Source organism: Dactylosporangium sp. NPDC051087 (assembly GCF_055586325.1).
Genome location: NZ_JBVJIJ010000014.1, coordinates 72,021 through 95,748 on the forward strand (window position 1 = coordinate 72,021; position 23,728 = coordinate 95,748).

13 protein-coding genes are annotated in these 23,728 nt (G+C 75.8%); 10 read left to right on the plus strand and 3 right to left on the minus strand.

Annotation, left to right across the window (positions count from 1 at the left end; genetic code table 11):
* Positions 1 to 328: 328 nt before the first annotated feature.
* From ACZ6TV_RS26230 to ACZ6TV_RS26245, 4 genes are all read left to right on the plus strand, one after another.
* Positions 329 to 886 carry a DUF4291 domain-containing protein gene (locus ACZ6TV_RS26230; RefSeq protein WP_465299908.1) on the plus strand — a complete coding sequence of 186 codons (558 nt, stop codon included), beginning with the start codon at positions 329 to 331 and terminating at the stop codon, positions 884 to 886.
* 140 nt (positions 887 to 1,026) lie between these two features.
* Positions 1,027 to 3,339: a putative bifunctional diguanylate cyclase/phosphodiesterase gene (locus ACZ6TV_RS26235; protein ID WP_465299910.1), complete on the plus strand. Its 2,313-nt coding sequence runs from the start codon at positions 1,027 to 1,029 to the stop codon at positions 3,337 to 3,339.
* Positions 3,340 to 3,354: 15 nt separating this feature from the next.
* Entirely contained in the window at positions 3,355 to 6,645 is a 3,291-nt protein-coding gene (locus ACZ6TV_RS26240) for a hypothetical protein (protein ID WP_465299911.1), read from the plus strand.
* Entirely contained in the window at positions 6,642 to 9,497 is a 2,856-nt protein-coding gene (locus tag ACZ6TV_RS26245) for a hypothetical protein (protein WP_465299912.1), read from the plus strand. Before ACZ6TV_RS26240 ends, ACZ6TV_RS26245 begins: the two co-directional genes overlap by 4 nt.
* A gap of 176 nt (positions 9,498 to 9,673) precedes the next feature.
* Here the strand turns inward: ACZ6TV_RS26245 and ACZ6TV_RS26250 are convergent, their stop codons facing one another.
* Together ACZ6TV_RS26250 and ACZ6TV_RS26255 are read right to left on the minus strand one after the other, a co-directional pair.
* Positions 9,674 to 9,934, minus strand: coding sequence for a hypothetical protein (locus ACZ6TV_RS26250; RefSeq protein WP_465299913.1), 261 nt, complete (start codon positions 9,932 to 9,934; stop codon positions 9,674 to 9,676).
* Positions 9,935 to 10,098: 164 nt separating this feature from the next.
* Positions 10,099 to 11,862 carry a discoidin domain-containing protein gene (locus tag ACZ6TV_RS26255; RefSeq protein ID WP_465299914.1) on the minus strand — a complete coding sequence of 588 codons (1,764 nt, stop codon included), beginning with the start codon at positions 11,860 to 11,862 and terminating at the stop codon, positions 10,099 to 10,101.
* A gap of 205 nt (positions 11,863 to 12,067) precedes the next feature.
* Here ACZ6TV_RS26255 and ACZ6TV_RS26260 point away from each other — a divergent pair, with 205 nt between their 5' ends.
* The 3 genes from ACZ6TV_RS26260 (at position 12,068) to ACZ6TV_RS26270 (ending at position 19,841) form a co-directional block, all read left to right on the plus strand.
* Positions 12,068 to 15,433 (plus strand): AfsR/SARP family transcriptional regulator, encoded by a 3,366-nt coding sequence (locus ACZ6TV_RS26260; protein ID WP_465299915.1) that lies wholly within the window; start codon positions 12,068 to 12,070, stop codon positions 15,431 to 15,433.
* A gap of 70 nt (positions 15,434 to 15,503) precedes the next feature.
* A complete protein-coding gene (locus ACZ6TV_RS26265) occupies positions 15,504 to 18,956 on the plus strand; it encodes an ATP-binding cassette domain-containing protein (protein WP_465299916.1) in 3,453 nt (1,150 codons plus the stop codon).
* A 42-nt stretch (positions 18,957 to 18,998) separates the two neighbouring features.
* The gene (locus ACZ6TV_RS26270) at positions 18,999 to 19,841 is read left to right on the plus strand and encodes a hypothetical protein (protein ID WP_465299917.1); all 843 of its coding nucleotides are present in this window, start codon (positions 18,999 to 19,001) and stop codon (positions 19,839 to 19,841) included.
* Here the strand turns inward: ACZ6TV_RS26270 and ACZ6TV_RS26275 are convergent.
* Positions 19,807 to 20,013 carry a DUF7489 domain-containing protein gene (locus tag ACZ6TV_RS26275; RefSeq protein WP_465299918.1) on the minus strand — a complete coding sequence of 69 codons (207 nt, stop codon included), beginning with the start codon at positions 20,011 to 20,013 and terminating at the stop codon, positions 19,807 to 19,809. The genes ACZ6TV_RS26270 and ACZ6TV_RS26275 overlap by 35 nt on opposite strands.
* A 153-nt stretch (positions 20,014 to 20,166) precedes the next feature.
* On the opposite strand from ACZ6TV_RS26275, the gene ACZ6TV_RS26280 reads away from it, so the two are divergent.
* The 3 genes from ACZ6TV_RS26280 to ACZ6TV_RS26290 all read left to right on the plus strand — a co-directional run bounded on the left by ACZ6TV_RS26280 (position 20,167) and on the right by ACZ6TV_RS26290 (position 23,716).
* Positions 20,167 to 21,270, plus strand: coding sequence for a sensor histidine kinase (locus tag ACZ6TV_RS26280; RefSeq protein WP_465299919.1), 1,104 nt, complete (start codon positions 20,167 to 20,169; stop codon positions 21,268 to 21,270).
* A gap of 234 nt (positions 21,271 to 21,504) precedes the next feature.
* Positions 21,505 to 22,170, plus strand: coding sequence for a response regulator (locus ACZ6TV_RS26285; protein WP_465299920.1), 666 nt, complete (start codon positions 21,505 to 21,507; stop codon positions 22,168 to 22,170).
* Between the two features lie 67 nt (positions 22,171 to 22,237).
* On the plus strand, positions 22,238 to 23,716 hold the full coding sequence (locus ACZ6TV_RS26290) for a hypothetical protein (protein WP_465299921.1): 1,479 nt from the start codon (positions 22,238 to 22,240) through the stop codon (positions 23,714 to 23,716).
* Positions 23,717 to 23,728 lie beyond the last annotated feature (12 nt).

The window sequence follows — 23,728 nt, forward strand, 5'->3', positions numbered from 1 at the left end:
CGGGCAACGGACACGCCACGGGCGGGAGTTCGCGGGTCCGGGGGCGTCCGGGCAACGGACACGCCACGGGCGGGAGTTCGCGGGTCCGGGGGCGTCCGGGCAACGGAGCCGTCGTGGGCAGGAGTTCGCGCGTCCGGGACATCCGGGCAGTGGAACGTCGTCGGTGGGAGTTCGTGGGTCCGGGGGAGACCCGGCAATGGAGACGCCGTGGGTGGGAGTTCGCGGGTCCAGGGACGTCCGGGGCAGCGGAACAGCGGCAGGCAGCAGGCGGGAATCGGGTTGCCGGAAGGAGAGCCGGCGGGCGAGGGTCTGGCGCGGAGGTGGAGGGATGACCCCGCAGCGGCAGATCAGGGCGACCTTCGACGCCGGCACGATCGTGGTCTACCAGGCGTACCCGGACGCGATCGCGGACGCGGCGCTCGCCGCCGGGGTGTTCGTGGCGCCGTTCGGGTTCGGGAGGATGACGTGGATCAAGCCGTCGCTGTTGTGGCTGATGCACCGCAGCAACTGGGGCCGTAAGCCAGGGCAGGAGCGGATCCTCGCGGTGCGGATCACCCGGCGGGGCTGGGAACAGGCGTTGTCGGAGGCGGTCCTGACGACCGACCCGGACCTGGGGCGGGCCCGCGTCCACGTCCAGTGGGACCCGGAGCGGTCGCTGCGCGGCGCGGCCCTCAACCACTACAGCATCCAGGTGGGGATCGGCAGGGAGCTGATCCGCGCGTACGCGGAGGAGTGGATCACCGGCATCACCGACCTGACCCCCGAAGTGCGGAAGATCGCGGCGCTGGTCCGTGGCGGCAGGGCCGCCGGGGCGCAGCGGCTGCTGCCGGCCGAACGGGTGTTCCCGCTCGACCCGGCCCTGGCCCGCCGCGTCGGCGCCGGATAAGCCGACAAGGCAGCGACAGCGCCGGACGCGGTGTCGCAATGCGGACAGGCCGTGGACACATCGTGACCTGAGGGCTGACCCGGTTGCGGTAGCGTACGGAAGGCGTGTTGTCGTGATCACTTCCGGTGAGGATGCGTTCAGTGTCGCGCAGACCCGTGTCCGTCCCGCTCGCCGTTGCCGTGGCCGGGGTGTTCGGGGCCGTCGGCCTTGGGAGCTCGGGTGTGCTCGGCCCGTGGTGGTCGCTGTTCGTCGATGACCTGGCGCAGTTCAGCGCGGGGCTGGCCGCCACCCTCACCTGCTGGATCACCGCCCGGCGGCACACCGGCGCCCAGCGTCGCTGGCGGCTGTGGATGGGCGCGGGCACCTGCGGCTGGACCGTCGGGCAGTTCATCTGGTCCTGGTATCAGCTGTTCCGTGACGACGGGCTGCCCTCGCCGTCGCTCGCCGACGCCGGATACCTGATCCTGCCGGTGTGCGCGCTGCCGGCGCTCATCGCCCTGGCCGGTGACCGTCCCGCCGACGGTCCGCGGCGGGTGGCGTCGCAGCTCGTCATGGTCCTCGACGGGCTCATCGTCGTCGGCGCGCTGTTCGTACTGACGTGGGCCACGTCCCTCGGCGCAGTCGTGCGGGCGGGTGCCGCCACCAGGTTCGCCTACACCGTCGCGATCGCCTACCCGGTCACCGACCTGCTGCTCACCGTCATCGTGATCATGCTGCTGGCGAGGTCCGCGGCCGCGAACCGGCGGCAGTTGTCGATCCTCGGCGTCGGGCTGTTCTGCCTGTCGTTCTCCGACAGCGTCTTCGCCTACCTGGTCGCCGCCGGCGCGCAGAGCATGCCACCGCTCGCCGACGCCGGGTTCATCGCCGGGCAGGCCCTCGTGGCGGTGGCGGCGGCGACCCCGACGCACGAGGCGAAGGCGGTCCAGGAGGCGGTGAAACGGCCGGATCACCGGTGGGGGCATCTGCTGCTGCCGTACGTGCCGGTCGCCGGCACCGGTGTCCTGTTCATGATCCAGCTGGTGCAGGGCCGGCCGATGGACATGTTCGAGATCGCCGTGGAGACCGCGGTCATCTCGCTGCTGATCATCCGGCAGGCGGTGACCCTGGTCGAGAACGCGGTGCTGCTCGACCGGCTCTCCGACAGTCAGGAGCGGCTCAGCCACCAGGCGTTCCACGACAGCCTGACCGGGCTGTCCAACCGGGTGCTGTTCCACGACCGGCTCGACCACGCCCTCGCCCTGCACCACCGCGACAACCGCCCCCTGGCGGTGCTGTTCCTGGACCTCGACGACTTCAAGGCCGTCAACGACCGGTACGGCCACCACGCCGGCGACCGGCTCCTGCGCCTCGTCGCGGACCGGCTCCGTGCCGCCGTCCGCGAGGGCGACACGATCGCCCGGGTCGGCGGCGACGAGTTCGCCGTGCTCCTCGAAGGCGGCGGCGACCCCGGAGGGCCCGCGGAGCAGGTCATGGCCGCGCTCCGCGAACCGTTCGACCTCGACGGCGCCACCGTCGGCGTCGCCGCGTCCGTCGGGCTCGTCGAGGCCGGCACGCACGGGCCCGTCCGCACCGCCGACATGCTGCTGCGCAGGGCCGACGCCGCCATGTACGCCGGCAAACGCCAGGGCAAGGGCACGCTCGTGCGCTACCGCGTCGACCTCCCCGACGGCACCGGCAGCTCCGACCTCGCCGAGATGCTCGCTGACACGCTGCGCGACGGGCGCGGGCTCGATGTGCACTACCAGCCGATCGTGCGGCTGCACGACGGCACCGTCGTCGCCGTCGAGGCGCTCGCCCGGTGGACCCACCCGAGCCTCGGCCCGGTCTCGGCCGACATGTTCATCGCCACCGCCGAGGAGATCGGCCTGATCCGCCTCGTCGACGACTTCGTGCTCGACCGCGCCTGCCGCGACGCCGCCGCGTTCCGCGGGCCCTGGGCGAGCATCGCCGTGCACGTCAACACGTCCGCGGCGCGGCTGGGCCGGCCCGAACACGAGGAGACCGTCCGGGCCGCGGTGCTGCGGCACGGTCTCACCCCGCACCGGCTGCTGCTCGAGCTCACCGAGACCGCCCCGCTGCCCGACCTGTCCGCCGCGGCGGGCGCGGTGCGGCGGCTCGGCCGCTTCGGGGTCCGCTTCGCCCTCGACGACTTCGGCACCGGGTACAACGCGCTCGCCCAGCTGCACGCCATCCCGTTCGACGAGGTGAAGCTCGACCGCTCCTTCACCCTCGCCGACGGCGGCCGCAGCGAGGCGATCTGCCGATCCATCGTGCAGATCTGCGCCGGCATGGGCGTCACCGTCGTCGCCGAGGGCATCGAGACCGATCGCCAGGAAGCCTCGATGGCGGCGCTGGGCTGCCGGTACGGCCAGGGCCACCGCTACGGCCCGCCCGGCCCGCTGCACGAGGTGGCTCCCCCCGGCGCACTGGACCCCGAAAACAGCCTCGTGTGACGTAAGGTCCTCTACGTGTTGGGCCTGATCGTCGCCGCGCTCCGGGCCCGGCGCGCCACTGCGCTCGTCATGCTGATCCTCGCCGCGGTCACGGCCGGCGCGGCCGTCGGCGCCGCCACCGTGTCCGGCCCGATGGCGCGCGACGCCACCACCGCCAGGATCGCCGCCGCCACCCCGGCGGAGCGCACCCTGTCGGTCCGCGCCGCCGTCGCCCTGGGCACCGAGCCCGACGACATCGTCCGCAGGTTCCAGGCGACGATCACCGATGTCCCCGCCGACCGTTCGGTGATCGGTGTGCGGTACTCCGGCGTCCTGCGCGCCGACACGCTGCGCCTGCCGGCCGAGCTGCGCGCCGTCGACGGGTTCTGCGGCAACGCCACCATGCTGGAGGGCCGCTGCCCGGAGCGGGACGGCGAGATCGTCCTCACGCCCGGCGTCGCCCGGCAGCTGCGCCTCGGCGTCGGCGACGCGCTGCGCCAGGACGGCGGCTCCGGCGTCGCGGTCGTCCCGCTGACCCTCGTCGGCCTGTTCGCGCCCGCCGACCCGCTCGGCTGGTACTGGTCCGGGCTCGACGGCGTCGCCGCGTACACCACCCGCAACACCGTCGCGAAACCCGGCGGCACGGCGATGGCCACCTTCGACGCGCTGCTGCCCGTCTCCGCCTTCGACGACCCGGCCGCGATCGACGCCACCGTCGCCCGGCTGCGCAGCGGTTCCGTCGCGGTCACCTCCGGCGCGTCCACGCTCGCCGCCACCGTCGAGGGCGACCGCCGCGGGGTCCGCCGCGGCCTGCTGCTCGTCGAGCTGCAGGTGCTGCTGTGCGGCGGCCTCGCGATCGCGGTCGCGGCGGCCTACGCGGCGCAGGAACGGCGCGCCGACGCCGCCCGCATGGCGATCCGCGGGCTCCCGCCGTGGCGCATCCTCGCCGGCACCGCCGGGCAGAGCGTCCTGCCGCTGCTCGCCGGCGCCGCGTGGGCCGTCGCGGTGCGCCCCGCGCTGTGGCAGGCCCTCGCCGTCGGGGTCCTCATCGTCGTCGCCGCCGAGTGGCCGGCCACCCGGGCGAGCGTGCCGGAGCTGCTGCGGGTCGTGCAGCCCCGCCGCCCCCTGGTGGCCGCGACCCTCGAGGTGTGCGTCCTCGCCATCGGCGCCGCGGCCGTGTTCCAGCTGGCCACCGAGCCGGCCGCCAGCGTGCGCCGGGACACCGGCTTCGGCCTCGGTCAGGCGGCCGCGCTCCTGATCGCCCTGGCCGCCGGTGTACTGGCAACGCGAGCCCTGCTGTCAGCGGCAGGGCTCGCCGGCCGGACGGCCCTCGCCGGTGGACACGTCGGCGGTGCCCTCGCGGGCCTGACGCTCGGCCGGCGGCGGACCGCGTACCGGATCGTGCCCGTCCTCGCGGCGGCCACCTGCGTCCTGGCCGTCGCCGCGCAGGACTGGGCCGGGGCCGCGGGTGCCCGCGCCGACCGGGCCGCCGTCGAGGTCGGCGCCGACCGGGTGCTGAAGGTCGCGCCGATGGACCGGGAGCGGCTCCTCGCCGCGGTCCGGGCCGCCGACCCGGGCGGGCGCGACGCGATGGCCGTCGCGATCGGCGTCGGCGCCGGCCCGCCCGTCATCGCCGTCGACGGCACCCGCCTGCGGGCGGTCACCGGCACCGACCTACCACCGCTGCGCGCCGGTGCGCCGGAGGCGCTGACGTTCACCGGCACCACGCTGGCGCTGCGCTCGGTGTCGGCGGGCGCGACGGTGACGCTCGTGCTGGCCGGCGCCGGCGAACGCGTCACCGCCGTCTTCCGCCCGCCCGCGACCCCGGCACCCGCCACCCCGTCGCCCGGCGCGTCCCCCGCGACGCCACGGCCCGGCGCGTCACCGAGCACATCGCCCGGCGCGTCACCGGGTGCGTCGCCCGCGACGCCAAAGCCCAGCACGACGCAGCCCAGCACGACACAGCCCGGCGCGACACCACAGCCGGGCGCGACACCACAGCCAGGTGCGTCGCCCGCGACGCCAACGCCCGGCGCGACGCCGCAGCCGGGTGCGACACCGGGTCCACCGTCCGGAGAGCCGGCCCCGGCCACGGGGGACGGGGAGCCGGGTCAGCCGCCGATGGCCGAGTCCACTGTGGAGGTCGCGGTGCCGCAGTGCGCGGCCGGCTGCCGGCTCGTCTCCGCCGAGACCAACCGCGGCCCCGTCGACCTGCTCGAACTGCGCGCCGGCGGCACCGTCGTCGTCGACGGCGCCGCGTTCGCCGACCCGGCCCGCTGGCGGACCACCCTCGGCCGGGCCGTCAGCACCGTGCAGGCCGGCCAGCGCGACGGCCGGCTCCGCCTGCAGGACGTCGACCCGCCCAGCGAACGCCCCCGCGACAACCGGCTCTACGTCGTCGACACCCCCGTCCCGCTGCCCGCCCTCGTCGCGGGCAACCTCCCGCCGGCCGGCGACAACGACGTGCCCCGCGTGCAGATCTTCGGCGTCGACGTGCCGGTGGCCCCGCGCACCGTCACGTCGGTCCCGCGCGGCGGCGCCGCTGGGGTGCTCGTCGACCTCGAGTACGCCGCCCACGTCGCCGGCCCGTCCAGCGGCGCGGCCGCCACGTCCGCGGAACGCCTCGAGGTGTGGCTCGGCCCGTCCGCGCCCGCCGACCTGCCCGGCAGGCTCGAGGCGGCCGGCGTCAGCATCGTCGGCGGTGACAGCGCCGCCGCGGCCGCGGACCGCGCGGACCGCCTCGCCCCGGCCGTGACCCTGCGCGCCGGGCTCGCCGGCGGCGCGATCGCGCTCCTGCTCGCCGCGGTCACCGCCGCGGTCGTCTCCGCCGTCGACCGCCACCGGCGCGGCGCCGAGCTCACCGCGCTGCGCCGCCAGGGCCTGTCCGCGCGGACCGCCCGCACCGTCGGCCGGTGGACCGCGGTCGCGCCCGTGCTCGTCGCCGTCCCGGTCGGCCTCGCCTCGGCGGTGCTGCTGCGGCTGCTCGCGCCGCCGCCGGTCCGCCCGTTCGCCGACCGCTGGCCGGTGCCCGTGGACCGGCTGCAGTGGCTCGCCGTCCTGGCCACCGCCGTCGTGGTCCTGGCCGTCCTGCTCCCGCCCGCCCTCTGGTCCAGGTCCGCCCGCGCCGAAGCCAGCGCCAACGGCGCCAGGAAGTCCCACGCCACCACCCCGCCGCGCACCACCGCCGCGTCACGCGCCGAAGCCCCGCCCGGCGACAACTCGCCCGGCAGTGGCGCGCCCGGCGACGACTCCCCCCGCGACAGCCCGCCCGGTGACGGTGACGGCGGCGGTACCCACGACGGTGACAACGCGGGGAGGTCGCGGTGATCGTGCTCGTCCTGGCGATGCTGTGGTCGCGGCGCGGCCGTGCCGTCACCGTCATGCTCCTGACCGCTCTCGCCACCGCCGGTGCGCTCGCCGCTCCCGCGTACCTCGCCCGCGCCGACGACCGGATCGTCCGCACCGAGGTCGCCGGTGCCTCGCCGACGGAACGCACCGTGCTCATCACCGGCGAGGTCCAGTCCTCCAACGGCGGGAGCATGGCCAAGACGTTCGAGAACCTGGCCGACGGCTGGCTCGACGCCCCCGGCTACGCGAGCGTGTTCTCCGCCCAGTTCACCGCCCAGCCCGGCGACCTCGTGATGGCGACCGCCGCGCAGCTGAGCACCGTCGTGTACCGCGAAGGCATCTGCGAGCACGTCCGCGTCGTCGCCGGTCGCTGCCTGATGGGTGCCGGCGACACGGTCCTGACCGGGCGCACCGCCGACCGGCTCGGGCTGCGCCCCGGCGACACCGTGTCACTGGCCGGGTCCAGGTACGACATCACGAGCTCGCGGTTCCTGCGGGCCGGGGAGCCGACCGCGCTCACCGTCGTCGGCGTCGTCGAGCCCCGCGACGGCGCGGAACCCTACTGGGGCCGTCTCGGCGGCGCACGCGACGGGTTCCAGGTCGACCGGCGCACCCTGGACACGTTCGCCCGGCCCAGCGAGCTGCAGTCCTACGACGCGTACCCGACGGCCGGCGCCATCACCGTCGAGACCCTCCCGGCGCTGCGCGAGTGGGTCGACGAGGCGCAGCAGCGCGGCAACGACGACGCCCGGCTCAGCACCGACCTCGACGTGCTGCTCGACCGCATCGCCGAGCGCCGCGCCGAGGTCCGCGCCGCCGTCCCGTTCGCGGTCGCGCCGGTGCTGCTGCTCGCCTGGGCCGTCATCACGCTCGCCGTGTCCACGGTCATCCGGGCCCGCCGCTTCGAGCACGGCATCGTCGCGCTGCGCGGGGTGGCCCGGCCCGGCCGGTGGTGGCTGGCCACCGGCGAGACGCTGCTGTCCGTGCTGGTCGGCGCCGTCGCCGGCTTCACCGCCGCCGGCGGCTGGCAGACCCGCGGCGCCTGGCCGTACGCCACCGTCGCCGTCCTCGGGGCGCTCGCCGTCGCCGTCACCGTCGCGCTGCGTACTGTCTCCGCGCCTGTGTCGGCGTTACTGCGGCAGGTCGACCGGCACACCGCCCGCTGGCGCGGTCTCGCCCTCGAAGGCGTCCTCGTCGTCGCCGCGGTCGTCGCCGTCGTCCAGGTCCGCGGCCGTCCCGGCGGCGTCGCCCTGCTCGCGCCGGCCCTCGTCATGCTCGCCGGCGCCGTCCTCGCCGGCCGGATCGTGCCGATCCTCAGCGGGCTGTCCGCCGGCCGGGCCCTGCGCCGTGCCGCCACCGGCCGGCTCCGGCTCGCCGGGGCGCTCGCCGGGTTCCGGATCGCCCGGCGCCCCGCCGGCGCGCGGCTGCTGGCGCTGCTGACCGTCGCCGTCGGGTCGCTCGCGTTCGCGGCCGGCGCCACCGCCGCGGCCGACCAGCGGCAACGGCAGCAGGCCGAGCTCGACACCGGCGCCGCGGTCGTGCTGAGGGTCGACGCGACCAGCCGCGGCCAGCTGCTGCGGGCCGTGCGCGCCGCCGACCCCGGCGGGCGGTCCGCGATGGCCGTCGTGCCGCTGCGCGACGGCGAGGGCGACGATGCCGCGGCCGTCGCGGTCGACGCGGCCCGGCTGGCCGCCGTCGCGCTGTGGCCCGCCGCCGCGCCCCCGGCCGCCGACGTGGCCGCGCGCCTGCACCCGCCGCTGTCCTTCACCCCGATCGTCCACACCGGCGTGAAGCTCACCCTCGACGTCACCGCCGTCACCATCGACCGGCCGGACCTGGTCCTGAGCGCGACCATCGCCCCGCTCGACGGGCAGAGCACCGGCACCGTCGAGCTCGGGAAGCTGGTGGCGGGGCGGCAGTCGTACACCGGCGAATCCCCGATGTGCTCGCGCGGCTGCCGGCTGGTCGAGATCGCCGTGCAGCTGCCGCCCTACGTCGGGCCGACGACCGTCGTCACGCTGCACTCGCCGCCGACGACCGACTGGCGCCTGGGGCCCGGCGCGACCGCGACCTCCGGCCCCGACGGCGTCACGTTCAGCCTGCCGATGACGTCCCAGCCCGGCGCCGGCGCGCTGCGTCCCGCGGGCGGACCCGAGGCGCTGCCCGTCGTGACCTCGATCCTGCCGGCCGACGCGACGTTCAAGACCTTCGGCGGCAAGGCCGTCCCCGCGACCACGACCCAGGCGCGCCGGCTGCCCCGCGTCGGGCGCGGCGGCGCGCTCGTCGACCTCGAGTACGCCGACCTCTTCGCCGCCGACGACGGCCGCGCCACCGGCGCCGAGGTGTGGCTGTCGGCCACCGCCCCGCCCACCATCGTCGACGCGCTGCGGGCGCAGGGCCTCACCGTCACCGGCCGCCGCACCGTCGCCGACACCCTGTCCGGGATCGCAGCCGGCGGCACCGCGCTCGGCCTGCGGTTCTACCTCTTCGCGGGCTGGCTGTCGGCGGCGCTCGGCGCGGCCGGCCTGGCCGTCGCCGCGATCGGCACCACCGCCGCCGACCTGCGGGCGCTGCGCGTGCAGGGGCTGCGCCGGAGCACCGCCACGCTCGTCGAGCCCCTCGTCGTCCTCGCCCTGGTGGCCGCGGCGGGCGTCGCGGGGATCGCCGCCGCGGCGGTCGCGTGGATCGCGGTCGGCGGCACGCTGCCGGGCCTGACCGGCACCGCGCCACCACCGCTCGCCGGGCCTGCGGCGACGGTCGCGGTCGCGTTGCTGGCGCTGGCCGCCGCGGGCCTCACCGCCCAGGCCGCCGCCGCCCGCTGGTCACGCTGAACCGCCCCAGGCCGCCGCGGCCCGCTGGTCACGGTGAACCGCCCCAGGTCGCCGCGGCCCGCTGGTCACGGTGAACCGCCCCAGGCCGCCGAGGCCCGCTGGTCACGGTGAACCGCCCCAGGCCGCCGAGGCCCGCTGGTCACGGTGAACCGTCAAGGCCGCTGCCGCCCGCCGGTTCACGCGGCCAGGCGGGTCCAGTTGTCGTAGTCGTGCACCGCCACGCCGCTGAAGGTGCTGTACCGCCCGGCCGCGGAGTCCACAGTGGACAGCTGGGCGGCCAGGGTGGACCGGCGCTGGTTCGCGAACGTGCAGTAGCCGCAGTCCGCCAGGGGCTGGGTCTCCGCGGCGAGACGGACCGGACGGCTGGCGCTCTGCCCGCGGGCCAGGAGGTCCGCGCCGACACCGACGACGCCGGTGGCGCTGTCGCGGTACGACATGACCGTGATCGCGACGGGCCGCGGTTGCCGCCGGGTGGCGGACCGGGTCCCGGACCGGTTCGGTCCGGTTGCCGTGTCACGCGCCGGGCACGTCCCGTGATAGTGCGCCTTCCGCGACGTGCGGCCGGCCGGATCCCGATGTCCGGCCGGCCGACGCGGTGCCGCTACGGGGTGCAGCAGGTCATGGCGTACACCTGGAACTCCCACAACGAGTAGCCGTAGTTCGTGGCGCGCTGGGTGCCGAGCACCCGCACGTAGCGGCCGGACCCGGACACGTTCAGCGTCTGCGCGCCGCCGGTGCCGGTCGTCGTGGCGTAGACCGTCGTCCAGGTGGTGCCGTCCGCGGACGTCTGCACCTGGAACGCCTTCGCGTAGGCGGCCTCCCAGTTGAGGACCACCTTGTTGACGTTCATGACGGCGCCGAGGTCGACGCGCAGCCACTGCGGGTCGCTGAACGCGCTCGACCAGCGGGTGCCGCCGCTGCCGTCGGTGGCGTTGGCCGCGCCGGTGCCGGCGTTCTCGGCCGACGACGCGGTGGTCGGCTTCCCTTGTGAGACCAGCGTCCCGCCGGTGTTCGTCGCGGGTGTACCGGCGACCGACATCTCCCACAGCGAGTAGCCGTAGGCGGTGCCGCGCTGGGTGCCGTACATCCGCACGTACCGGCCGGTGCCGTTCACCTGCAGGCTGTCGACGCCGCCGTCGCCGGTCGTGGTGGCGGCGACGTCGACCCACGTGAGCTGGTCGTCGGAGACCTGGATCCTGTACGCCTTGCCGTACGCGGTCTCCCAGTTGAGCGTGACGTTCGTCAGGTTGTACCGCTGACCGAGGTCGACCTGCACCCACTGCGGGTCGCTGAACGCGCTCGACCAGCGGGTCGCGAGGTTGCCGTCGGTGGCGCACGACGGGCAGCCGCCGCCACCACCCTCCGACGAGGACGCGGTGGTCGGCCTGCCCTGCGCGATGTTCGTGGCCGGTGGCGCGCCGGGTCCCTTGTTGTACACGGCGACCCAGTCGATGTTCAGCTGCCCGCCGGAGACCGTGGCGGCGTTGGGGCCGCCGCCGAACGCGTCGGGGAAGCCGCCGCCGATCGCCAGGTCGTAGATGATGAAGAACGGGTGGTGCACCGCGTTGGCCCAGGTGGTGGCGTCGACACGGGTCGCGGGCAGGGTGAAGTACAGCGCCCCGTCCAGATACCAGCGGATCTCCTCCGGCGACTTCGACCGGTCGATCTCCACCGCATAGGTGTGGTAGCCGGTCTGGCAGCCGGGGCAGGGCCGCTCGCCGCTGCCGAGGCCCGTCGACTCGTTGCAGGGGCCGCCCGGGTTGGTCCCGCAGTGCAGCGTGCCGAACGTCGAGCTGCGCCCGTTGATGTCCTCCATGATGTCGATCTCGCCGCTGGTCGGCCAGCTGGTGCCGGTCCGCAGGGTCGAGCCGAGCATCCAGAACGCCGGCCAGTACCCGGCGCCGTTGGCGGTCGTCACGTTCGGCTGCTGGATCGACGACTCCACCCGCACGACGCCGCCGGGCTCGGCGCCGAAGGTCGCGGCCTGTGTCTCGATCCGCCCCGACGTCCAGCCGGCCCGCGGGTCGGTGCCGGCGTGCAGGGCGCGCAGCACCAGGTGCCCGTTGCCGTCGTGGAACACGTTGGCGGTGCTGCTGGTCATGGTCTCGATCTCGCCGGTGCCGAAGCTGCTGCCCGGCCCGGTGTCGTACTTCCATGCGGCCGTGTCGATCCCGGTGCCGGCCGCGGCGCTGAAGTCGTCGCTCCACGTGAGGGTGAAGCCGGCCGGCGCCGCGGGCACGGCGGCGGCGACCTGCGGTGCGGCCTGGGCGTTCGCTGCCGCGGTCAGGCCGGTGTACGAGAGGGCGGCGGTGAGCGCGAGTGCGGCGGCTGCCCAGCGCCGGCGTGCTTTCGGTGGGTCGTACATGCGGATCTCCTCGGGCGGGAGGGGCCACCCACGACAGGGTCCTGCCACAGGGCGCAGCGATGCGCCGATGGTGGGTGGACGTCGACCATGCCCATTTGGCGCGGTCGATGCGGCGGGGTTGGGAGAGCGCTCTCTCGCGCACCGTACCAGCGACCGGCGCCGCCTCCAACCCTCGCCTTCGCCGCGACGGGGCACAATCGGGGACGTGCGGATCGGGGTGCTGGGGCCGCTCGAGGTGCGGGACACGTCCGGCGCGCCCGTCGAGATCGGTGGCGCGCGGCTGCGTGTCCTGGTCACGCTGCTCGCCCTGGACCCCGGCCGGACCGTCTCCGCCGCCCGCCTCGCCGACGGCATCTGGGGCGGCGCCCTGCCCGGCGACGCCGGCAACGCGCTGCAGTCCCTGGTGTCGCGGCTGCGCCGGGTCCTGCCCGGCGGGACGCTCGCCGCCCGGCCGTCCGGGTATCTCCTGGACGTCGACCCCCTCGCCGTCGACCATCTCCTGTTCGCCGACCTGGTCACCCGCGGCCGGTCGCTGCTGGAGCCGGACGGGTCCGCGGGCACCGGCCCGCCCCGGGCGGCGCAGGACCTCGCCGCGGGAGTCAAGCTGCTGCACGAGGCCGAGGCGCTGTGGCGCGGGCAGGCCCTCGCCGACGCGGGCGACGCGCCGTTCGCCGTCGGCCGGCGGGCCAGGCTGGACGAGCTGCGGCTCGCCGCGACCGAGGACCGCACGGCGGCCGAGCTCGCCCTCGGCGTCCGCGTGGTGGCCGACCTGGAGGCGGCGGTGGCCGCGCATCCGCTGCGGGAGCGGCTCGTCGCGCTGCTCATGCGGGCGCTGCACGCCGAGGGCCGCACCGCCGACGCCCTGCTCGCCTACACCCGCTGCCGCGACCTCCTCGCCACCGAACTCGGCGCCGACCCGTCCGCCGCACTGGCCGCGACGCATCTGGCGGTACTCCGAAACACGCTGACATATCCGAACAAGTCGGGTGGAGGGTTCGACGGTCCGACGCCGCCGGGGGCGGCTGGTGCAGGCCGGGGAGCGGAAGCGCCTGCGTCGCGAGGCGTGGATGAAGGGCCGGCTTCGCCGGGCGTGGGTGGTGGGGGAGCGGCGACGTCCGGCGAACCGGACGTGACGGCGACGGCGGCCGCCGGGGCGAGCGCCGCGCTTTCCGTGGTCGGTGACGGCGCGCGGGCGCCGCTGACCGCGCGGGCGGGCGGGAACCTCCGGGTGCCCCTGACCAGCTTCGTCGGGCGGGACGCGGAGCTGCACGCCCTGCGGGAGGCCCTCGGCGCGGCCCGGTTGGTGACGCTGGTCGGGCCCGGTGGGGCGGGCAAGACCCGGCTGGCGACCGAGGCCGGCCGCGCCGGAGCCGGCGAGGCCGGTGGACGGGACGGCGAGGTGTGGATGGTCGAGCTCGCCAACGTCGCCGATCCCGGGGCCGTCGCGCAGGCGGTGTGGACCGGACTCGGGCTGCGGGACCCGGCCGGAGCGGCCGCACCGGTGCGGCGGACACCCGGCACGGACGGGTCGGCGACGCTGGACCGGATCGCCGAGGCGTTGTCGTACCGGCGGATCCTGCTCATCCTCGACAACTGCGAACACGTCGTCGGTGCCGCCGCGGGGCTGGCGGACCGGTTGCTCGGGGAGTGTCCGCGGCTGCGGATCCTCGCCACCAGCCGGGAGCCGCTGGGGATCACCGGGGAGGTGCTGCTGCCGGTCGGGCCGCTGCCGGAGGAGCCCGCGGTGCGGCTGCTGGCGGACCGGGCGGCGGCGGTGCGGCCGGGGTTCCGCCTCGACGGGTCGGCCCTGAGGATCTGCCGCGCGCTCGACGGGATGCCGCTCGCGATCGAGCTGGCTGCGGCGAGGTGCCGGTCGATGACCGCCGGGCAGGTCGCGGACCGGCTCGACGACCGGTTCCGGCTGCTGACCAAGGGGAGCCGCACGGCGCTGCCGCGGCACCAGACGCTGCGGGCCGTCGTCGACTGGAGCTGGGACCTGCTCACCGGGCCCGAGCGGGTGATGCTGCGCCGGCTCGCGGTGTTCCCCGGCGGGGCGACCCTCGAGGCCGCGGCGGCCGTCTGCGACCCCGGCGGCACCCTCGGCGACCCGGTCGAGCTGGTCGCCGCGCTCGTGGACAAGTCGCTGCTGGTAGAGACCGGCGGGCGCTACGGGATGCTGGAGACCATCCGCGCGTACGGGCTGCAGCGCCTCGACGAGGAGGGCGAGACCGCCGGGCTGCGCCGGCGGCACGCGATGTGGTTCCTCGCCCTCGCCGAGCGGCTGGAGCCGACGCTGCGCACCGCGGTGCAGCTGGAGTCCCTCGCGGTGCTGTCCGCCGAGCACGACAACCTGCACGGTGCGCTGCGCCGCGCGGTGGCCGACGGGGACGCCGACCTGGCCGTCCGGTTCGTGCTGGTGCTCGGCTGGTACTGGTGGATGCGCGGCCACCGCGTCGAGGGCGCCGCACTGGCCGTCGCCGCGCTCGGCGTGGACGGGCCCTGCGACCCCGACGCCCGCGCGATGGCGTGCGGGGTCGCCGCCGTCAACGGCTTCGACGGCATCGGCGAGGTGGGGCAGCTGGAGGCCTGGTTCCAGGAGGCGTACTCGTACCGCGGCGAGCACTCGATGTTCCGGCTGTTCCAGGCCGTCGCGATGCTGTTCCGGGAGGGGGCGACCGACGCCACGCTGGAGTGCATCGGGGTGCTCGCCCGTGACCCGGACCCGTGGCTGGCGAGCCTCGGTGAGCTGCTGCTGTGTCACGCCGAGATGAACATCGGCGTCCCGTACGACGCGGCCGCCGAGCGCTTCGGCCGGGCTCTCGCCGGGTTCCGGGCGATCGGGGAGCGGTGGGGGATGGCGGCCTCGCTGCAGTCCCTGGCGGAGGTCCTCGCCCGGCGCGGGGACTTCACGGCCGCGATCGAGCACATCGAGGAGGGCCTGCGCCTGTTCGACCAGCTCGGCACGGCCGAGGACCGCTCCGCCGCCGAGGTGCGGCTGGCGCAGCTGCACGAACTGGTCGGCCGCCCCGACCGGGCGGAGCGGGCGCTGGCCGACGCGCTGCGCACGGCGCTGAAGGTCGGGCTGCCCGACGGGATCGCGTACGTCGAATACGTGCACGGCGACCGGGCGTTGCGGGCCGGCCGGCTCGACGACGCCCGGTCGCGGTTCACCCGTGCGGCGGACGTCCTCGGCGGCGACCGCGTGTCACCGCAGCTGCTCGCGGCCGTCCACGGCGGGCTGGCCGTGGTGCACGCCCGCGAGGGTGGGGTGGGCGCCGCCCGTACCTTGGCCGCGTCGGCGCTCGAGCATGCCCGCGCCGCGTTCGACGGGCCCGTCGCCGGCGCGGTGCTCGAGGACGCGGCCGAGGTCATGCTGCTGGACGGCGACCCCGCGACCGCCGTGACGCTGCTCACGGCGGCGGAGAAGGTGCGCGGCGGACCGGACCGCACCCGGCCGCACGTGGCGGTGCTCGCCGGTGCCGCATCCGTTGCGCTGGCGCCCACCGAGCGCGCCGCGGCGGTCGCCCGGGGTCGCGCCGCGACGATCGAGACGGCTGCTGATCTCCTGTAATTGGTTTGAAATGTCCCGGGTCCCGGAGCAGTCTGCAGAGGCCGCCACAACGATCCGGGGGGATCTCACCATGCGCCTGCTCCGTGACCTCTGGGCCACGTCGCCGCGCCGCACCGGTCTGGTGGTGTTCCTGGTCATCCTCGGCGCCGCCGGTCAGGCCGCCGCGGCCGGCGTCGCCGGGTCCGTCCTGATCCATCGATCATGGACGATGTTCACGATTCTCGCGGCGGCGCTCGTCGCCGCCGTGCTCACCGACCTCGTCGTCGGGCTCGTCATGGCCCGCGTGACCGCCGACTGGTCCGCCGACGTCCGCCGGCGGCTGTGCCGGGTCGCGTTCGGCCAGGACCTGCCGACCCTGGAGACCACGCCGGTCGGCGAGCTGCTCGACCGCATCGACGGCGACGTCTACCAGGTCGCCTCCGAGCTGCGCGGCAGCGGCGTGCGGATCGCCCAGTCGATCGCGTTCGGCGCGCTGTCGCTCGCCACCACCATGTATGTCTGGTGGCCGGCCGGCGTCGCCATGATCGTGCTCGTCGCCGGGCTCGTCGCCGTGCTGCGCAAGCCGACTGCGAAGATCGGCACCGCCCGCATGGGCGAGGAGGAGGCCTGGTCCGACCTCGCCGCGGTCATGGAGGAGTCCATCCACGGCCAGGACGACGTGCGCACCAGCCTCGCCCGTCCGTATGTGCTGCGGCTGTACGCCCACCGCGCCAGCGTCGTGCTGCGGCGCGGCCGGCAGGTGTGGACGCGCTCCGGCGCCGTCACCGCGGTCGCCGCCGGCACCGTCCGGGCCGGCATCGCCGTCATCGTCGTCGCCGGGCTGTGGGCCATGACCGCCGGCCACCTCGACGGCGCCCGGCTCACGGCCGTGTGGCTGCTCGCGCTCGGCTTCGGCGCGACGGTCGAGCACACCAGCCGGTTGGTGCCCGAGCTGCAGTACGCGCTCGGCGCCTGGGGCCGTGTCCAGCTGCTGCGCGACTCGCCGCAGGAGCCCACCGGCGGCGGCGCGCCGGCCGCCGGCGACCTCGTCGTGCGGGACCTGACGTTCCGCTACGCCAAGGAGTCCGCGGCCCGGGCCGCCCTGCGCGACATCAACCTCACCTTCGAGCGCGGCCGCTCCTACGCGCTCGTCGGCCGGACCGGCTCCGGCAAGTCGACCCTCGCGAAGGTCCTGACCCGCGCGGTCGACCTGCCGCGCGGCACCGTGTTCCTCGGCGGCGCCGATCTGCTCGACCTCGACGTGGAGGCGTTGCGCCGCTGGATCGCCGTCGTGCCGCAGCGCACCGAGATCCTCGCCGGCACCCTCGCGGAGAACATCGCCCTGTTCGACCCGGCGCTGCTGCCGCGCGCCGCGTCCGCCCTGGACGAGCTCGGCCTCGCCTCGTGGGTCGCGGAGCTGCCCGACGGGATGCAGACCAGGCTCGGCGAGGGCGGCCACGTGCTGTCCGCCGGGCAGGAGCAGCTGGTCGCGTTCGCCCGCATCGTCGTGCGCGACCCGCAGGTCGTGATCCTCGATGAGGCCACCGCCCGGCTCGACCCGGTCACCGAGACCCAGGTGCAGCGGGCCACCGACCGGCTCCTCGTCGGGCGGATCGGCATCATCGTCGCGCACCGGCTGTCGTCGGTGCGCCGCTGCGACGAGGTCGTGGTCCTCGCCGACGGCGCGGTCGTCGAGTCCGGCCCGATGTCGTCCTCCACCCGTTTCGCGGCGCTGCTCGCGCAGTCGGAGATCCGGGTGCCGGTGCCCGCCGGTGGCGTCAGTCTCCTCGAGCGGCCCTCGCCGCTGGAGGGTTCGATCGTGTCCGCCATGTCGGACAAGACGGATCCACCGCCGCTGCCGCGGCTGCCCCGCGCCCGCACGCTGTGGAACATCTACAAGCTCGCCACCAACGACCCACGCTACGGCCTCGCCGCCGTGGCGATGTTCTCCGTCATGGTGTTCCTCGGCCTCGACGGATCGGTCCTGCCGTGGCTGTGGGCCGACCTCGTCGACGGCTCCGGAGGCCTGCTGTGGCCGGCCGCCGGGATCGTCGCCGGTCTCCTGCTGCCGTTGCCGCTGCCGTACTACACGGGCAAGTGGTTCCCCGAGTGGTGGGTCAGGCAGCTGCTGCGCATCAGCCTCCGCCTGGTCCACGGCCAGACGGGCCCGCGCCGGGTCAGCTCGCACACGCCCGCCGAGGTCGTCGCCCAGGGCGGCGACACCGAGCGGGTGGTCGTGCTCGCCGACAACCTCATCGACCAGTGGATCTGCGCGTTCGTCCTGGTCTCGATGACGCTGGTGTCCGGCTCGCTGGTCCCGGCCGCCTTCATGGCCGCCACGATCGTGGTCTCGGGCCTCGCCGCCACGCTCTTCGGCCCCGTCCTGAAACGCTCGGCCACCAAGACCGTGGCCGCCCGGGCCGCGTTCGCCACGTCCCTGGTCTCGTCGCTGTCCGCCGCGCGCACGGTCAAGCTCGCCGGCGCCACCGGCCCCGTCCTGGACCACCTCGCCCGCCTCGACGACATCCGCAGCGCCCGGCAGCGCTGGGAGATCTCGATGCAGGTCTGGGCCCGCTCCACCCCCGCCATCGCCAGCGGCCTGCTGCCGATCGGCGCCTGGGCCCTGCTGCTCACCGGCAACCTCTCCGCCGGTGCCACCCTCGTCGCCGTGTCGACGCTGGGCTCCGCCCGCTGGTTCGCGTGGACGACCGCCTCGCTGGTCTCGCAGCTGCCGTCGGCCCGCGTCTGGACCCGGCGCACCGTCGCGATGACCGGCGAGGCGGAATACGCGGCCGCCGTCCCCGGCGTCGACCTCTCCGAAGGCGTGGCACCCGCGCCCGTGGCCCCGCCCCGCCGCCCGCTGCGCCGCCTCGACCTGGCCGGCTTCACCGCCGTGCACGAGGACGGCACCGTGGCCGTGCGCGACCTCGACCTCACCGTCTCCCGCGGCGAGCTGGTCCTGGTCGTCGGCCCCGTCGGCTCGGGCAAGTCGTCGCTGCTGCGCGCCCTCGCCGGCATCGTCCACCACACCGGTGCCCTGCGCTGGAACGGCGAACCCGTCACCGAACCCGAGATGTTCCTGCGCCCCAACCAGATCGGTTACGTCGCGCAGCTCCCGCGCGTCCTGTCCGGCACCGTCGCCGACAACATCAGCCTCGGCCACGAGGTCGACGCCGACGACGCCGTCTCCACCGCCCAGCTCACCCACGACCTGGCCGCCGCGGGTGCGGGCCTCGGCCTGCTCATCGGCCACAAGGGCACCCGCCTGTCCGGCGGCCAGCTCCAGCGCCTCGCCCTGGCCCGCGCCCTCGCCCCGCGCACCGAGCTGCTCATCGCCGACGACGTGTCCTCGGCCCTGGACGTGACCACGGAGCTCGCGCTGTGGCGGGCCCTGCGGGACCACGGCGTCACGGTCATCGGCTCCACCTCGAAGCGCGCCGCCCTCACCCAGGCCGACCGCGTCGTCGTCCTCCTCGACGGCACCGCCGCCGCCCAGGGCACGTGGGGCGAGCTCGAACCCACCTGGGGCCACCTGGCCGGCTGACGGCTGTTCCGCACGGTGGCCGGCACCGCCTAGGCTGCCGGGATGCTCTCCGCGATCCTCGCCGGCACCGCCCGTCATCCGCGCCGGGTGCTCGGCGGCGGCATGGCGGTCGCGGTCGCGTTCCTGGCCGTGCACCTGCTGGCGGTGCCGGACAGCGTCATCAGATACGAGATGCCGGTCCTGCTGCCTCTGCTCGCCCTCGGGTCCATCGGCCTGGGGCTCGTCGCGCTGGACCGGTGGCGGCCGGCCGCGTTCGCCGTCGACGCCGCCGGGCCGGCGTTCCGCAGCCTGCCCCAGCCGGCGCACGTGTTCCACGCCATCGGTCTGGCCTTCCTGAGCGCGTGCGCGGTCATGTCCGCGGTCAACTCCAGCGGTGTGCTCCCTGACCGGGCGTCGTTCGAGCTGATGGGGCTGGCCCTGGACCGGAGGCTCGGCATCCTGGCGCTGGTGCTCGTCGCGACGACCGTCCTGGTCGTCGCCGGGGTGGCGGGGCGGGGCGTCGGGGTGCGGCTGCGGCCGGACGGCCTCACGGACCGCAGCCTGCTCGGCACCGTCACCGTCCCGTGGGACGCGCTCACGACCGAGTCGCTACCGCCCGCCATCCCTTCTTCGGCGAGGTTCCTGCGGCTCACGTACGCCAGACGGGACCTGGTCCGGGTCACCGGCCTGCCCGTCACCCGGCGGCGCGTCAACACCGACACCGTCAACGCGCTGTTCCTCGCCCACGCCGTCCACCACTACCTCGTGCATCCCGAGCACCGCCGGGACATCGGCACGGCGGCCGGATACACCGGACTGCTCACCGCGCTGCACCGCCCGGGACCGTCACCGTGGTCCCGTCCCGGCCCGGTCAGCCTCGGTGCGGCTGACCGCCCGCGGACTTGACGACCCGGTCGCCGACCTGGAGCTGGTTCCACAGCTCCCGGTCGACCTTGACGTCCAGGTGTGTGCCGTCGTCGAGCCGGACCTTCAGGCGCCGGTAGAGGTTGGCGCCGTCCAGCAGCGCCCGCGACTTCTTCGCGACGGTCCCGCTCCAGGCGTTCTCGTTCGTGTTCATCGAATTCCCCCTGTTCATGGCCGCCTCGGAGCGGTCATGTACCCCACCGTAGGCGTCCACGGGAGCGGGCAGATCCAACGCGAGACGGGTCCTGCGTCTACGACTTCAGGATGAGGTGCCGGCGACGCGCGGCCGCGGGTAGGGTACGGCGGCATGGGGGACGGCTACACGGCGCGCTTCTCGCGGCGCTGGCGGGTGGCCGCCGCCGTGAGTGCCGTCGTCGTGTCGGCGCCGCTGCTCACGCCCGCGCCGCTGGTCGTGACCGGGGCCGCCGGGCGCACTGTGGCGGCGCTGCTCGTGCTCGCCCAGGCCGCCGGTTTCTGGTGGCTCGGGGCCCGGCACCGGCTCGGGACGGCCGTCGTGCTCGCGGCCGCCGCCGGGCTGCAGGTGCTGTATCCGGGCGCGGGGCCGGGCCTCGTGTTCGTCGTGGTGTGCACGTACGCGTGGCTGCGGCCCGCCGCCGAGACGCTCTGGGGGCTGGGGTTCGCGGCGCTCGCCGCCTGCGGGCCGGCCGTCGCCCGCGGGCGCTGGACGATGGCCGGGCTGTGGCTCGGCGGCGTCGTGCTCGCCTGGAGCTGGGGCGCGCTGGTGCGGGCCCGCGGCGCGCGGCGGCTCGCCGAGCGGCGGCAGGCCGTGCTCGAGGAGCGCGCCCGGATCGCGCGTGAGCTGCACGACGTGCTCTCCCACACCGTGTCGGTCATGGTGGTGCAGGCGGCCGCGGCCGACGACGTGTTCGACGCCGACCCGGCGCGGGCCCGTGAGGCGATGCGGCGCACCGAGCAGGCCGGCCGGCAGGCCCTCGCCGAGCTGCGCTGGTTCCTGCACACCGTACGCGCCGACGACGAGGACGACGCGACGCCGGCGCCGCAGCCGGGCCTCGACGACGTGGAGCGGCTCGCCGGGACGGTGAGCGCGGCCGGGCTGCCCGTGACGGTGCGCCGGGAGGGCACCACCGTTGTGGACGTGCCGCCGGCCGTGCAGCTGTCGGCGTACCGGATCGTCCAGGAGGCCCTCACCAACGCGCTCCGGCACGCCGGCGCGGGCAGGGCCGAGGTGGTGATCCGCGGCGGACCTGCCGAGGTGTCCGTCGAGGTCCGCGACGACGGGCGCGGCGGCTCCGGCACCGGCACCGGACAGGGCATCCCCGGCATGCGGGAGCGCGCCGCCCTGCTCGGCGGCACGCTGCGGGCAGGTCCGGCGCCCGGCGGCGGGTTCGAGGTCTCCGCGCGCCTGCCCACGAGAGACCAGCCCCGTTGAGCGCGGCGGCCGACGGGAGACCAGCCCCGTTGAGCGCGGCGGCCGACGGGAGACCAGTCCTGTTGAGCGCGGCGGCCGACGGGAGACCGGTCGCGGTGAGCGCGGCGGCCCACGAGTGACCGGTCCTGTTGAGCGCGGCGGCGGACGGGAGACCGGTCGCGGTGAGCGCGGCGGCGGACGATGCGGCACGATTGGCGGTCAGGGCGGCGGGCGCGGCGCGGCGGAGGTGACGACATGACGATCAAGGTGCTGATCGCCGACGACCAGGCGCTCGTGCGCTCCGGCTTCCGGATGATCATCGAGGCCCGTGACGACCTCGAGGTGGTCGGCGAGGCCACCGACGGCGCGCACGCGATCCGGCTGGTCGAGCAGGCCCGGCCCGACGTGGTCCTCATGGACGTGCGGATGCCCGGCCTCGACGGCGTCGCGGCCACCGAGCGGCTGACCGGCCGGCCCGGCGCCCCACGGGTCATCATCCTCACCACGTACGACCTCGACGAGGCGCTGTACGCGGCGCTGCGGGCCGGCGCCAGCGGGTTCCTGCTCAAGGACGTCCGCCCGGCCGACCTCGTCGAGGCGATCCGGGTCGTGGCCCGCGGCGACGCCCTGCTGGCGCCGAGCGCGACCAGGCGGCTGCTGGACCGGTTCGCGGCCACCGACGTGACGCCGCCGGCTGCCCACGGCGCTCTGGAGCAGCTCACCGAGCGGGAGCGGGAGGTGCTGATGCTGCTCGCCCGCGGCGCCGCCAACGCCGAGATCGCCGAGCGGCTGGTCGTGACCGAGGCGACGGTCAAGACCCACGTGTCGTCGATCCTGCGCAAGCTCGGCGTCCGTGACCGGGTCCAGGCCGTGGTGCTCGCCTACGACCTCGGTCTGGTCCGGCCCCGGCCGTCATACTGAAGTCGTAGCCGCGGGACCCGTCCGCGGCCGGAGGTGCGCGCGCCGCCGCGTTCCTAGCGTCGGTGCCATGATGACACCGCAGCAACGCCGGGCCGTCCGCGTCGTCGTCGGTCTGCTCGTCGCCGGTCTCGCGCTCGGCACGGCCGTCGCGGCGCTGACCCTGCTCTTCCACGGCGACGTCCTGGCGTTCCAGCGCGACCACCATCCGGACGCCGACCCGGACGCGCTCGCCCGCACGCTGTGGACGCGGCCGATCCCGGTCCTCGTCGTCGCCGGGCTGTACTGCTGGGTCGCCCGCCGGCTGCTGGCCGGTGCGTACCGCGCCTACCGCCGGGTCCGCGTCGTGTCGGTCCTGGGCCTCGCCGCCACGGGCTGGCTGTTCGTGTCGGGCGAGTACCCGTGGTGGCTGCGCCTGGTCCAGGGTGCCCAGCTGGCCGTCCTCGGCGCGCTCGTCGTCGCCGTCAACCGGCCCGTGGTCCGCGCCGCGTTCCCGCCGGTGCCCGACCCGCGACCGCGCGACCGCCGCGCCGCGCTGCTGCTGGCCGTCCTCGCGCCGGTCGTCGCCGAGGTCACGCTGGGCACGGTGCCGCTGCGGCTGGCCTGGGCCTGGCTGGTCTTCGCCCCGGTCTACAGCGGCGGCGCGCTGTTCGTGCGCGAGGTGGTCCGCCGCACCGGCGGCGGCTACCCGAACCTGCTGCTCATGGGCGTCGCCTACGGCCTGCTGGAGGAGGGGCTGGCCCTGCAGAGCCTGACCAGCCCCAACCTGTACCACGCCGCCGGCTGGGCGCCGCGGCTGTTCGGCGTCAACACCGCCTACACGGAGCTGAACCTCGTCTACCACGCCGTCTTCAGCATCGCGGTGCCGATCGCGCTCACCGAGCTGTGCTTCGCCCGGCACGGCACGGCGCCGTACCTGCGCCGCGGCGGCGTCGTCGCGGCCGGGGTCGTCACCCTGCTCGGCGCCGCGCTGCTGCGGGTCGCCGTGCCGCCGGGCGAGGATCCCGGGTACACCATGCCGCTGAGCGCCGTCCTGGGTGTCGCCGCCGCGATCGCCGTCCTGGTGGTGCTCGCCCTGCGGGTTCGCGTCCGCCCGGCGCGCCCCGCCATGCCGCCCCGGCCCGCCGTCCTGGGCGCGCTCACGGCGGTGGCGGCGCTGGTCTTCCTCGGCGCGATCCGGCCGTTCGCGGGGGCGCGGCAGCCGCTGTTTACCCACGGCGCCTGGGCGCTGCTGCCGATGGCCGGGGCGGCCGCGGTGGCGGTCGTGACGCTCGTCGCCTTGCGCCGCTGGGCGGCGGCCGGCGGCTGGACGCGCCGGCACGTCGTGGCGGCGTGCACCGGGGCACTCGCCGGGCACACCGTCGTCGGCCTGGCCGGCGCGGACGGCCCGCTGGACCGCGGTTATCTCGCCGTGGTGGCGGTGCTCACGATCGCCGCCGGGGCCCTGGCGGCGAGGCGGAGCCCGGGGAAATGGCGGCGAGGCGGAGCCGGGGAAATGACGGTGCGGCGGAGCCGGGGAAATGACGGTGCGGCGGAGCCGGGGAAATGACGCTGGCGTTGA